The organism is Thermoanaerobacter brockii subsp. finnii Ako-1 (assembly GCF_000175295.2).
Taxonomy (GTDB): Bacteria; Bacillota; Thermoanaerobacteria; order Thermoanaerobacterales; family Thermoanaerobacteraceae; genus Thermoanaerobacter; species Thermoanaerobacter pseudethanolicus.
In genome coordinates this window covers 933,029-945,876 of the sequence record NC_014964.1, presented here as the reverse complement: position 1 = coordinate 945,876, position 12,848 = coordinate 933,029, and the positions used below count along the sequence as shown (strand labels likewise).

General features: G+C 33.9%; 15 protein-coding genes and 1 tRNA gene. 3 read left to right on the top strand and 13 right to left on the bottom strand.

Annotated elements, in window-relative coordinates; all coding sequences use genetic code 11:
- Positions 1–547 precede the first annotated feature (547 nt).
- On the bottom strand, positions 548–1,639 hold the full coding sequence (locus tag THEBR_RS04610) for a transglutaminase domain-containing protein (RefSeq protein ID WP_012269215.1): 1,092 nt from the start codon (positions 1,637–1,639) through the stop codon (positions 548–550).
- A 162-nt stretch (positions 1,640–1,801) separates the two neighbouring features.
- Between THEBR_RS04610 and THEBR_RS04605 the strand changes: the two genes are divergently transcribed.
- A tRNA-Trp gene (locus THEBR_RS04605) sits at positions 1,802–1,877 on the top strand.
- 172 nt (positions 1,878–2,049) lie between these two features.
- Here the strand turns inward: THEBR_RS04605 and THEBR_RS12770 are convergent.
- Positions 2,050–2,124 carry a PspC domain-containing protein gene (locus THEBR_RS12770; protein WP_156770530.1) on the bottom strand — a complete coding sequence of 25 codons (75 nt, stop codon included), beginning with the start codon at positions 2,122–2,124 and terminating at the stop codon, positions 2,050–2,052.
- A 180-nt stretch (positions 2,125–2,304) separates the two neighbouring features.
- Between THEBR_RS12770 and THEBR_RS04600 the strand changes: the two genes are divergently transcribed.
- Entirely contained in the window at positions 2,305–2,721 is a 417-nt protein-coding gene (locus THEBR_RS04600) for a secondary thiamine-phosphate synthase enzyme YjbQ (RefSeq protein ID WP_009052479.1), read from the top strand.
- 22 nt (positions 2,722–2,743) lie between these two features.
- Here THEBR_RS04600 and THEBR_RS04595 read toward each other — a convergent pair whose 3' ends face one another.
- Positions 2,744–3,364: a TraR/DksA C4-type zinc finger protein gene (locus THEBR_RS04595; RefSeq protein WP_003867695.1), complete on the bottom strand. Its 621-nt coding sequence runs from the start codon at positions 3,362–3,364 to the stop codon at positions 2,744–2,746.
- Positions 3,365–3,379: 15 nt separating this feature from the next.
- Complete coding sequence (locus tag THEBR_RS04590) at positions 3,380–3,691, bottom strand: DUF5665 domain-containing protein (RefSeq protein WP_003867694.1); 312 nt, start codon at positions 3,689–3,691, stop codon at positions 3,380–3,382.
- A 220-nt stretch (positions 3,692–3,911) separates the two neighbouring features.
- Here THEBR_RS04590 and THEBR_RS04585 point away from each other — a divergent pair, with 220 nt between their 5' ends.
- Entirely contained in the window at positions 3,912–5,093 is a 1,182-nt protein-coding gene (locus THEBR_RS04585; RefSeq protein ID WP_012269214.1) for a trans-sulfuration enzyme family protein, read from the top strand.
- Positions 5,094–5,126: 33 nt separating this feature from the next.
- Here THEBR_RS04585 and bcp read toward each other — a convergent pair whose 3' ends face one another.
- The 9 genes from bcp to trpE all read right to left on the bottom strand — a co-directional run bounded on the left by bcp (position 5,127) and on the right by trpE (position 12,826).
- Positions 5,127–5,588 carry a thioredoxin-dependent thiol peroxidase gene (gene bcp / locus THEBR_RS04580; RefSeq protein WP_012269213.1) on the bottom strand — a complete coding sequence of 154 codons (462 nt, stop codon included), beginning with the start codon at positions 5,586–5,588 and terminating at the stop codon, positions 5,127–5,129.
- An 80-nt stretch (positions 5,589–5,668) separates the two neighbouring features.
- Positions 5,669–6,451 carry a 3-deoxy-7-phosphoheptulonate synthase gene (aroF, locus tag THEBR_RS04575; protein WP_012268743.1) on the bottom strand — a complete coding sequence of 261 codons (783 nt, stop codon included), beginning with the start codon at positions 6,449–6,451 and terminating at the stop codon, positions 5,669–5,671.
- 11 nt (positions 6,452–6,462) lie between these two features.
- Positions 6,463–7,251, bottom strand: coding sequence for a tryptophan synthase subunit alpha (gene trpA / locus THEBR_RS04570; protein ID WP_012269212.1), 789 nt, complete (start codon positions 7,249–7,251; stop codon positions 6,463–6,465).
- Entirely contained in the window at positions 7,248–8,423 is a 1,176-nt protein-coding gene (gene trpB / locus THEBR_RS04565) for a tryptophan synthase subunit beta (RefSeq protein WP_003867689.1), read from the bottom strand. Before trpB ends, trpA begins: the two co-directional genes overlap by 4 nt.
- Positions 8,420–9,031 (bottom strand): phosphoribosylanthranilate isomerase, encoded by a 612-nt coding sequence (locus tag THEBR_RS04560; RefSeq protein ID WP_012269211.1) that lies wholly within the window; start codon positions 9,029–9,031, stop codon positions 8,420–8,422. Before THEBR_RS04560 ends, trpB begins: the two co-directional genes overlap by 4 nt.
- Before the next feature lies 1 nt (position 9,032).
- Positions 9,033–9,815 (bottom strand): indole-3-glycerol phosphate synthase TrpC, encoded by a 783-nt coding sequence (gene trpC, locus THEBR_RS04555; protein ID WP_012269210.1) that lies wholly within the window; start codon positions 9,813–9,815, stop codon positions 9,033–9,035.
- Positions 9,815–10,831 (bottom strand): anthranilate phosphoribosyltransferase, encoded by a 1,017-nt coding sequence (gene trpD / locus THEBR_RS04550; protein ID WP_003867686.1) that lies wholly within the window; start codon positions 10,829–10,831, stop codon positions 9,815–9,817. The genes trpC and trpD overlap by 1 nt, the downstream gene beginning before the upstream one ends.
- Complete coding sequence (locus THEBR_RS04545; RefSeq protein ID WP_003867685.1) at positions 10,812–11,399, bottom strand: anthranilate synthase component II; 588 nt, start codon at positions 11,397–11,399, stop codon at positions 10,812–10,814. Before THEBR_RS04545 ends, trpD begins: the two co-directional genes overlap by 20 nt.
- Positions 11,399–12,826, bottom strand: coding sequence for an anthranilate synthase component I (gene trpE, locus THEBR_RS04540; RefSeq protein ID WP_012269209.1), 1,428 nt, complete (start codon positions 12,824–12,826; stop codon positions 11,399–11,401). The genes THEBR_RS04545 and trpE overlap by 1 nt, the downstream gene beginning before the upstream one ends.
- Between the last annotated feature and the right edge of the window lie 22 nt (positions 12,827–12,848).

The following is a 12,848-nucleotide window of genomic DNA, read 5'->3' as shown; positions in this document are numbered from 1 at the left end:
CCTCCACACTTAGAATTTGGTTAACTGCAGGATATAAAGGGGGTATTGAGTAATTTGCTTAATTTTGTATAATTATCTTCTATTATCATGAGTTCTTTATTTCTTACCAATCTATCACTCTCATTAGATTTTGTTTGCAATATATAATTATTCTATATAAAAATAAAAAATCCTCCATAAAATGAATAATAAATGTCATGAATATTTTTGATACAATTCTTGCATCATATAGAATGTTACAAATATTTACTCTATTTTTATATCCCAGGAGTTTAAAGGCAAGTTGCTAAAGTTGGTGGAAGTCTCACAGAACAAAAAATTAAAGAAGTGGCTGTTCATGAAGCTATAGTTTCTGTTTCTCTAAAAACGGCATAGAAACTGCAGAAAGTTATGCTCATTTTATCATACCCTTACAAGGTAATTTGTCATCGTTTCTTCTTCTGGAAATGAATACCTTGTGCCTATTTGCGTGGTAAACTAATTATTTTAAAAAAATTTGTAAAACTCTTATATCAAAAAAGGGTTTTAGTGTTTTTCTAAAACCCTTTTACTTATAATCAAAATATTTCTCCGAAAATTTTTCTTTATCCCACTTATGGTCCTTTTCTAATTGTTTTTCAGTTACATTAAAATAAGTATACATTACTTTATTCCCCCTATCAGGCACAGGGTCATCCCAAGTAACATCTATATAACGAATTTTACCATCGATTCTTACCATGTTCCAAGCATGTGGCATGGCTTTGCCATTGTAAAAACCAGTACCTGACACTCCAAGACTATCTATTCCAGCCATATGAGCTAATAAATTAAAAGCTGCAGTATATCCTTGACACACTCCCACTCCTTTTATTAAAACTCCGTAAGCAGTAAAAGATTCTAATGGTATAGTATTGTTTAGATAGTTCTTATAATCATATTTAGTGTGTTTAACTATATAATCGTGAATAGCTTTAGCTTTTTGTAATTCAGTCATATTTGGAGTTATTATTTTGCTAATTATTTCTTTAGCTTTTATGTTTACTTCTTCTTTTATTTTTTCCAATTTATCTTTTGGATAAAAGTAATCAAACTTTATGGTTACCTTATTTACATCATTATTGTAGCTAACTACAGACACAGTCCATTTATCAGTATATCCAATTTCAGGATGGTGAGATAATACCAATTTCACAACATCCGACATACTTGTTATAATGTCTTCACTTGAACAGCTACTTCCCATTGAATCGCAAAAAGAGGATTTAGCAATAAACGTTATCTCTTCTTCATTCTTGTGAAGAGTGTTCTTTATTAAAAGATACAAATCCTTTTCACTATTAACAGAAGGCAAATTAGCAAAAGAAGAAGAATCAGTTCCCACAGACTCTTTTGAAGAGGGTAATTCAAGAACTCCTGTCTTAGTCCTAAAATCAATTATTAAGCGTCCATTATCCAATATTATTCTATTTCCAATTACTGTTTCAATATATTTTAGAGAGTTAAGTATAAATTCTTGTATATTTTTAACAACTGGATTTTGCTCAAAAGAAATTCTTCCTTCATTAAATGTAGGTATTAAGTTTGTAAAATTAAAGGAAAAAAACATCAAAAACAATATTACAGCAATTATAACTAACAAAAATGCACTTTTGCGCATTGTTTAACCTCCTGAATTTTTAATCTTTAGTATATAGTACGGCAAGTCTTCGCTTTTCTTTAATTATACTATATATTAAAAAACTTTTCATGAATAATTCAACAAAAAAAGATATAAATTATTGACGAGGGTTTATTTTGTATGCTATAATAAAAAGCGCGCAGGGGAGTAGCTCAATTGGTAGAGCAACGGTCTCCAAAACCGTGGGCTGCGGGTTCGATTCCTGTCTCCCCTGCCAGTAGGAAAAACAAGGCTTTCGGAATTAGCCTCCGAAAGCTTTTTTGTTTATCTTAATTAGACCTTTGCTCATAACCACCGACAACGGTATCTAGTATCGATGCTATCGACAAACTCTTCTCCTAAACCAGTTAGCGACTGCATTTGAGGGGAAGATAGCAAGGTAAAAATGGCTAACTGTATCGGGTTTTACGACATACTCCTCCTATCATTCTTTGTGTCCTTGAGCGATAAAGCTTTTTTGACATTATAAACACTCCTTAATTTTTTATTTTCTTTCCTAATATAACCTTCAAACGCCAATTTTTTTGTGTCCGTTTTACGACACCCTCTTCCTCTTAAAATTAATATACCAGAGTATTATTACTCTTGCAAACAATTTATTTGTGGTAAAATATAAATAAAACAACAATGTAGGAGGTATCACCATGAAAAGCTATAGAAAAGAGTTGTGGTTTGAAACAAAAAAGAGGAGAGAATTTATAAACATTACACCTTTTATAGAGGAATGTGTGAGAGAAAGTGGCATCAAAGAAGGGCTTCTTTTATGTAATGCAATGCACATTACCTCAAGTGTTTTTATAAACGACGATGAACCGGGTTTACATAAAGATTTTGAAAATTTCTTAGAAAAATTAGCTCCTGAAAAACCCTATGAACAATATTATCATAACACTTACGAAGATAATGCAGACGCTCATTTAAAGCGTACAATAATGGGAAGAGAAGTGGTTGTTGCAATAACAGATGGAAAATTGGATTTCGGACCATGGGAACAAATCTTTTACGGTGAATTTGATGGAAAAAGAAAAAAGAGAGTGTTGGTCAAAATTATAGGTGAATAAAAATCTCCAGTTTCCCGGAGATTTATAATGTCTTCTTATAATCCTCATTACTTATTTTATCAGTTTCTTCTACATAGCCAGCATTTTCATCATCATAGACATCGTCATAATTGTCCAAGCCACTTTTCGTCTTATTAAACCGTGCAACTTCTTGATAAGAATCCTCTGCATCAAATTGAATTTCACCTTTTAAATCCTTATACCCCCATCCAAAGGGGTATTTTATCATTCTTTCTTCATTAGGCCTTGAATTTTTTAAATCCTTAAGTTCTAAATCATTATTTTTAGCACACTCTGCACAAAGAACAGTATAAGGAAGGGCTTCTAAACGCTCTTCTTCAATTGGCTTATGACAGTGAGCACATATGCCGTAAGTACCTATTTCCATTCTTTTAAAAGCATCTTCTATTTGCCTTAAAATATATTTTTCATTATCTTTGAGAGCATAATTTTTCTCTACTTCATAAACTTCAGAAGCAAAATCTGCCGGATGATTATCCAAAAGAGAAAGTTCTTGATAATATTCTCTTTGTGCAATCCCTCCTATACCATCATTCAAATTCATTTGATTTATAGTACTTAAGACCTTTTCCTTTTCTTTTAACAGTAACTGTCTAAAGTGTTCCAGCTTTTCACTATCCATTATACCAACTCCTATCTAATATAGCTTTTGATTTACAATCTTAACTATATCCGCTATAATACTGCCAATCACAGGCAAATTTAACACCACTAGTTTTTGAAGAATATAAAGAATTATCGCACCAAGTATTGTAAAGCCTACTGCTATTCCAAAACCTCTTGCTACCCCGCCTATAAAGTTTAGCCACAAAAGCCTATAAGGGCTTTGCATAAGTTCGACGTAATCAGCAATTTTCATCTTCTCCATCATCTCTGACATTTGGTCCAACTGCTTTTTTATTGCAGTTAACATAATATTATTATTGTTTTTATATTCGTCTTTATTCAAGACTTTTTCCTCCTTACATTTAATTTTTCCAGTATCGTTTTCTTTATTACTGTAAAATAAAGCCTTTATAAACGTTTATTTATTCATTAGAAAAAATATGCAATCAATTTTGTATTTAATAATAGTTTACCTCAAAATGTATTTAAAGTGAAGTGTTGTTGACTTTTAATTTTGCACATATTATCATTAATTTAAAGTACAAATTGTGGGAGTTGATAAAATGGATTTAAGTTTTAAAACAAAAGTAGTACATACTGGAAACTACATAGATAAAGAAATTCCTCCAATGCCAAAAACTCTTCCTATCTATCAAACTTCTGTTTTCACTTTTGATACGTTGGAAGAAGTTTACGATTATCTTGGTGGTAATCCTTCAAGGTATATGTACACAAGACTTGGAAACCCTAATCAAACTGCAGTGGAAGAATTAATTGCCAGTTTAGAAGGCGCGGAAGCAGGACAGGCTTGTTCATCCGGAATGGCGGCAATTTCTTCAGCTTTGTTGGCAGAAGTAAATTCAGGAGACCACATAATCGCCGCAAAAGATATATACGGTGGTACAAACAGTCTTTTTAATGCAGAATTTAAAAGACTTAATATTGATGTAACTTTAGTGGATTTCTCCGATTTAGAAGCTGTTGAAAAAGCTATAAAACCAAACACTAAAGTGATATACATGGAAATCATGACAAATCCTCTAATAAGAGTTTTTGATGTAGTAGAAGTTGCAAATATCGCAAAAAAGCACAATATAAAATTGATTGTTGACAATACTTTTACAACACCTTATTTGATAAAACCAATTGAATTAGGAGCCTATGCTGTAATACACAGCGCAACAAAATACATTAACGGCCACAGCGATGTCATCGCCGGACTTATAGCAGGCAATAAAGAATTTATCTCTCGCACAAAAAGAATTACGCAAAACTTCGGCGGTTCAATGAGCCCCTTTGACGCATGGCTGACTTTAAGAGGAGCAAAAACTCTATTCTTAAGAATGAGAGAACACTGTAAAAACGCAATGGAATTGGCTAAATTCTTAGAAAGCCATCCAAAAGTCAAAAAAGTGTATTATCCCGGACTTTCTTCTCACCCTGACTACAGTGTTTCAAAGAAGTTGTTTAAAGATGAGTTTGGAGGTATGTTAAGTTTTGAAATAGAAGGTGGAGAACCTGAAGTAGATAAGTTTATGCAAGAGCTGAAACTGGTGAAATTTGCTCCTTCACTGGCAGGAGTACAAACCATGATAACTCATCCAAAATCCACTTCCCATAGGTCTCTCAGCAAGGAAGAATTAAACGCGTTAGGAATTTCAGAAGGACTTATAAGAGTTTCTGTTGGAATAGAGGAGATAGAAGATATTATAAAAGACTTTAAACAAGCTCTTGACAAGATATAAGAAAAAAAGTTTAGGGCTTTCCCTAAACTTTTTTTATATTTCATCTAGCACCTTTAATACCTCTTCAACGTGTCCATCTACTTTTACCCTTCTAAATATTTTCCTAACAATTCCTTCAGAGTCAATGATAAAAGTTGACCTTTCTATTCCCATTTTCTTTTTGCCATACATGTTTTTTTCTTTGTATACCCCATATTTTGTAGACACATTAGCATCTTTGTCACTTAGAAGAATAAAAGGAAGATTGAATTTTTCAATAAACTTTTTATGAGAAATTTCATCATCTAAACTTATACCTATTATAACAGCATTTTTCTCTTCTATTGACTTTATGTTGTCCCTAAAAGAAACAGCTTCTTTTGTACAACCTGGAGTGTTATCTTTTGGATAAAAGTATAAAACAACCTTTTTACCTAAAAAATCTGAAAGGGAAACTTGTTTTCCATCATGAGTATTTAAAGTAAAGTCAGGAGCTTTTTTATTTAGCTCTACCATGCTATCCCTACTTTCTAAAATTATTTTCTTTAGATAATTATTTTCTGTTACTTCTATTATATATTTTCTCACGCAAAATTTCAATAGCTTTTTATCTCTCTCATCAATTCTTCAAATTGGGAAAAATCAAGAGACTGTTCTCCATCAGATAAAGCTTTATCGGGCTCAGGGTGAACTTCCACCATTATTCCGTCTGCGCCAGCAGCTATTGAAGCTTTTGCCATCGGTATGATTAAGCTTCTTTTCCCTGTACCATGGCTTACATCTGCGATAATAGGCAAGTTTGAAAGTTCATGAATTACTGAAATTGCAGCAATATCCAGCGTATTTCGTGTATAAGTTTCAAAAGTCCTTATACCTCTTTCACACATGATGATGTTGGTGTTTCCTTCAACTGCAATATATTCCGCTGCATAAAGCCATTCTTCATAGGTAGCTGAAAATCCCCTTTTTAACAAAACAGGCTTTTTGGTTTTTCCTACTTCTTTGAGAAGCGAAAAATTCTGCATATTTCTTGAACCTATTTGAAGAACATCAACATATCTTTCCACAATTTCAACATCTCTCACATCTAAAACTTCAGTTACAACTGGCAAATTAAACATATCTCCCACATTCTTAAGCATTTTAAGTCCATCAATCCCTAAACCTTGAAAAGAATAAGGGGAGGTGCGGGGCTTATAAGCTCCTCCTCTTAAAGCATTTGCGCCACAGCTTTTAACTTTTTCTGCTGTTTTTACTAGCATTTCTTCATTCTCTATAGCACAAGGTCCCGCTATTATTAGTTTATCTTTTCCAACAGTTATATCTCCTATTTTTATTGATATTTTATTATTTTTGTCGCCAATTATTTTAAGGTCCATTTTCATCACCTTCATAACACTTCTTTTAAGATGGATACAAAACTCTTAACTTCCTGCAGCATTTCAGATTTATTATACCCTTTAGCAATTCTTTCTACAAGGGCACTCCCTACAATAATCCCATCACTAAAATCTTTTAATTTTTTCGCCATCTCCGGAGTAGATATGCCAAACCCTATTGCCTTTGGCATATTGGTATATTGAGAGACTGTCTTCATATATTCTTCAATGTCAGTTTCAATGTCTTCTCTTGCTCCTGTGACACCTGTAATTGATACGCAATATACAAATCCTTTGCCATTTTCAGTGATTAATTTTATTCTTTCTTTTGATGTGGGAGCGACTAAAGGTATTAAATAAATACCGTATTTATCTGCTTCTTCTAAAATATCCTTTCTTTCTTCAAGAGGCAAATCTGGAATGATAAGTCCATCTATCCCTACATCTTTTGACTCTTTTAAAAACTTTTGTATACCATATTTGAATATAGAGTTATAGTATACAAGGTAAACCAGCGGGATATCGCTTTTAAACCTTATTTTTTCTACTATTCTCATTATATCAGGAATTTTTACACCTTTATTTAAAGCTCTTTGAGAAGATGCCTGTATTGTAGGTCCATCAGCTAAGGGATCAGAATAAGGTATTCCAAGTTCTATTATATCCGCTCCTACTTCTTCTATAGCCAAAACTATATCATAAGTTGTCTCAATATCCGGGTCTCCCGCTGTTATAAAGGTTATTAAGGCTTTGCGCCCTTCTCCTTTTAAAACTTCAAACTTTTTGTCAATCCTATTCATAACTCCACCCCCAATACTTTTGCAACTGTATTTACGTCTTTATCTCCTCTGCCTGACAAATTTACAATGATAATATTGTCTTTCGTTAAATTTGGAGCCAGTTTCATAGCATATGCCAAAGCGTGAGCACTTTCCAAAGCTGGTATTATCCCTTCTGTTTGAGATAAATCCATAAAAGCCGCCAATGCTTCTTCGTCTGTCGCATATACATATTGAGCTCTATTACTTTCTTTTAAAAAGGCATGTTCTGGACCTACACCTGGGTAATCCAGTCCTGCAGATATAGAGTATACTGGCATTATTCTCCCCTCTTCATCCTGTAAAAGATAAGTCATCATGCCGTGCAATACTCCTACAGAGCCTTTCGCCATTGCAGCTGCATGTTTCCCTGTCTCAATCCCTTCTCCGGCTGCTTCTACTCCTATCAATTTTACCTCTTTATCTTCAATGAAGGGATAGAAAATTCCCATTGCATTGCTGCCTCCACCAACACAAGCAATCACATAATCAGGAAGTCTTCCTTCTTTTTGAAGTATTTGTTCTTTTGCTTCATCCCCTATCACTCTTTGAAAATCTCTCACCATTGTAGGATAAGGATGAGGACCAACAACAGAACCTATCACATAAAAAGTATTATCTATATTTGTCACCCAATCTCTTATTGCTTCATTTACCGCATCTTTAAGGGTTTTTGTCCCTGTAGTTACTGGCGTCACTTTTGCACCTAAAAGTTTCATTCTAAAGACGTTTAAAGATTGCCTTTTTATATCTTCTTCTCCCATGAATATTTCGCATTCCATCCCAAACATCGCAGCAGCGGTAGCCGTTGCAACTCCATGCTGCCCAGCTCCTGTTTCTGCTATAACTCTCTTTTTATTCATCCGTTTTGCTAACAAAATCTGTCCCAATACGTTGTTTATCTTATGAGCTCCTGTGTGGTTTAGGTCTTCCCTCTTTAGATAAATTTTTGCCCCACCAAGCCTTTTAGTAAGATTCTCTGCATAATACAAAGGTGTAGGCCTTCCTGAATATTCCCTCAAATAGTACCTGTATTCTTCCATGAAATCTTTATCTTCTTTAGCTTTTTCAAATTCCCTCTCTAATTCTATAAGCGCATTCATCACAGTCTCTGGCACATACTGACCTCCAAAACGTCCAAATCTTCCACTCATCGAATACCCCTCACTTTTTCAATAAATGATTTCAATTTTTTAAAATCTTTATAACCTTCTGTCTCAACGCCACTGGAGACGTCAACAGCATAGGGATCTACTATTTTTATAGCTTCCTCTACATTGTTTTCATTTAGCCCTCCTGCCAAAATTATTGGAACATTCAATTCCATCCCCTTCAAAACTTTCCAATTAAATGTTTTTCCTGTACCACCGTATTCGTTTTTTGTCAAAGTGTCAAATACAAAACTATTTACTTTAAATTGTTTTGTTTTTTCCAAATCTTCTTTGTCTTTTATGCGTATTGCCTTCCACACTGTGAAATTTTTAAAATTATCTATATAATCCTGTGTTTCATCACCGTGAAACTGTAAAACATCGAGATTTAGTGTTTGAGCTATTTTTAATGCATTTTCCACTGGTTCATTTACAAAAACTCCCACTGTTTTGATCTCTTTATCAAGAAGGCTTATGAGGTCTAAAGCCTGTTCTACCTCTATTTGTCTTTTGCTTTTTGCAAAGACAAATCCTACATAATCAGGTTTTAGCTCATTGGCATATTCAATATCCTCTTTTCTTCTCAGTCCGCAAATCTTTACTTTTACCAATTTATCCTCCTCCCTTGGCCTCCTTTACAAAATCGCTGATTTTATCAATATCATCTATGATTTTCATAAAAGTCTCACCAATTAATACAGCATCTACTCCCAAAGAAGCCAGATACCTTATATCTTCCGGCGTTTTTATTCCACTTTCAGAAACAATTGTTGTATTTTGAGGTATATATTTAATCAAGTTTTCTGTTGTGTTTATATCTACGTTAAAAGTCTTGAGGTCTCTGTTATTTATGCCTATTATATCACATCCAGCTTCCAGTGCTATTTCAAGCTGTTGTCTGTCGTGAATTTCCACAAGCACATCTAAACCTACACTTTTAGATAAATTATAAAAATCTCTTAATTTGTCACCTAATACAGATACAATGAGAAGTACTGCGTCGGCCCCTAAAATTTTTGATTCATATATTTGGTATTCATCCACAATAAAATCTTTTCTCAAAATAGGTTTTGAACTCACTTTTTTTACTTCCCTGATATAGTTGTCATCCCCTTTAAAAAATTCCTTCTCTGTCAAAACGGAAATAGCGTCAACATCAACTTTCTCATACACTTTTGCAATTTTTACTGAATCAAAGTCTTCTTTTATAATTCCTTTAGATGGAGAGGCTTTTTTTATCTCTCCAATAATTGATATACCCTCTTTTTGAAGTACTTTCTTGAAATTGCCAGAATAGCCTCCTTTAATTTCGTTAATTAGTTCCTCTACTGGCTTTATTCTTTTTTTCTCTTCCACCTCCTTTTTTTTGTGTCTCACAATCTCATCTAATACCATCAATTAAGCCTCCTTTGGTACTCCAAAATCTCTGTAAGCTTATCAAGAGCTAAACCCGTATCTATTAGATAATTTGCGACTTTTATTCCCTCTTTTAAATCTTCCACAACTTTTCCTATATATAAGGCTGCTGCTGCGTTTAAAACGACTATATCTCTTTTAGGCCCTTTTTCACCTTTTAAGATGTTTAAGATTATTTGAGCATTCTCTTTTGCATCTTTGCCTTCTAAATCTTCAAGTTTTGCATAAGGGATACCGTAATCCTCTGGGTCTATCACATAATCAATGACTTTGCCTTCTTTTACTTCACTGACAAAAGTAGGAGAAGTAGTAGTTATTTCATCAAGGCCATCAAAGCCGTGGACCACCATAGCCTTTTCAGTTCCCAATCTTAAAAGTACTTCAGCGAGAGGATGAGTCAATTCTTTATCGTAAACTCCTAATACCTGTCCTTTTACAAATGCGGGATTTGTCAATGGTCCTAAAACATTAAATACCGTTCTTGTGCCTAACTCTTTTCTTATGCCTGCTACGTTTTTCATTGCGACGTGATATTTGGGCGCAAACAAAAATCCCATACCCTTTTCTTCAATTAATCTTTTTGTTTTTTCTGGCACCATTTCAATGTCAAATCCCAATTCCATCAAAACATCTGCACTTCCGCTTTTGCTGGAAACAGCTCTGTTGCCGTGTTTTGCAACTTTTACTCCTGCAGCAGAGGCAATTATCGCCACTGCCGTTGAAATATTGAATGTCTTCCCACCATCGCCACCTGTACCACAAGTATCTATTACATAATCCGAAGCAAGTTCTAATTTTATGGCGTTATCTCTCATTGCCTTTGCAAAACCTGTTATTTCTTCTACACTTTCCCCTTTTAATCGGAGTCCTATTAATATACCCCCTATTAAAGAAGGAGTTGCATTACCACTCATAATTTCATTCATAACAGCATAAGCTTCTCTCTCTTCAAGGTTCTCTTTTGAAACAATTTTTTTAATAGCTTCTTGTAACATGGTATCCCACCTCCAAAAAATTTCTCAAAATTTCTTTACCCTGCTCTGTCAAGATAGACTCTGGATGAAACTGTAAACCATATACAGGGTATTTATTATGCCTTACTCCCATAATCACTCCTTCCTCTGTATAGGCTGTAATTTCTAAATTTCTTGGAAGAGTTTGTCTATCTATAACAAGAGAGTGATATCTCATTGCCTCTATAGGATTCTTAATATCTTTAAATATTTTTTCACCTTCGTGAAATACGAGAGAAGTTTTGCCATGCATTATCTTATCTGCTTTTACAATTTTTGCACCATATGCATATCCAATCGCTTGATGGCCAAGACATATTCCTAATATTGGAATTTTATGCCCTAGATTTTTAATGACATCAACACATATACCAGCATTTTCAGGTCTTCCTGGTCCAGGGGATAATATAATTTTCTCAGGATTCAGTTTTTCAATCTCTTCAATATCCATTTCATCATTTCTTATTACAAATATTTCTTTGTTCATTTCTCCCACATATTGATAAAGATTATAGGTAAAGGAATCGTAATTATCTATAATCAGAATCATCAAAGAACCTCCTTAAGAGCCATTGCCTTATTTAAAGTTTCACAGTATTCCATCTCAGGAATTGAATCATATACAATGCCTGCTCCCGCTTGAACGTAAGCATAACCTTCTTTGAAGAGAATAGTCCTTATTGCTATGCACATGTCCATATTGCCATTGTAGGAAAAATATCCAACAGCTCCTGCGTAAAAAGACCTTCTCACATTTTCAAGTTCGTCTATTATTTCCATCGCCCTTATTTTTGGTGTCCCAGAAACTGTACCTGCAGGAAGACAAGCTATAAGAGCATCAAAAGCCGTAAGTCCTCTTTTTAACTTTCCTGAAACAGTCGATACAATATGCATTACATGAGAGTAAAAATCTACTTCCATAAAACGCTCTATTTTTACACTTCCAAATTCACTAACTTTTCCTATGTCGTTTCTTCCAAGGTCAACTAACATCACATGCTCTGCCCTTTCCTTTTCATCTTTTAAAAGTTCCTCTTTAAGTCTTAAATCTTCTTCTTCATCTTTTCCTCTTCGCCTTGTGCCTGCAATGGGATTTGTAGTCACTTTGTCTCCAAAAACACTTACAAGGCTTTCAGGTGAAGAACCAAGAAGCTGAAAATCACCAAAATCGATGTAAAAAAGATATGGAGATGGATTTTTTGACCTTAATCTTCTGTATATCTCGAAAGGGTGGGAGCTTACTGCTGCTTTTAACCTTTGAGACAACACTACTTGGAATATGTCTCCTTTTTCGATGTATTCTTTTGCTTTTTCAACAATTTTACAAAACTCTTCTTTTGTAAAATTGTAATAAATTTCCTTTTCTTGTTGTGATGGAAGGTCATGAAATTGAGGAGCATTTGATTTTACCTCTTGCAAAAGTTCATTAATTTTTTGCAAAACTTCTTCATATTCTACGTCTTCCTCAGGATACACATTATAAACAACATAGATTCTGTGTTTAAGATGGTCATAGCAAATAAAACTTTTATAAAACATAAAGTATACGTCCGGTATATTTATTTCATCAGGGTTTTTATCTGGTAGCTTCTCATAAAGTCTAATCAGATCATAGGAAGCATAACCTATAGCCCCACCTACAAACGGGATATCAAGCCCTAAGGAATTGTACTTAAAATTCATAATATCTCTTATTTCATCAAGAATTAAGCCTTCTTTTTCTTCTTCACTTTCACCTATAAGTTTTATCCTTTTTCCATAACTTAAAATTGATAAATAAGGGTCTTTTCCTATAAAGGAGTACCTGCCCCAGTTAGTGCCTCCATTTGCACTTTCCAGTAAAAATTTGTTTTTGCCTTTAAGACTATAAAAAATGTTTATTGGTGTCAGTTCATCTCCGTTTATTTCTGCATAGACTGGGAAGACATATCCTCTTTTTTTGTGTTCGCAAAAATCTTCTTTAGAAATGTTTACCACTTTATCACCTCCTGAAAATCGA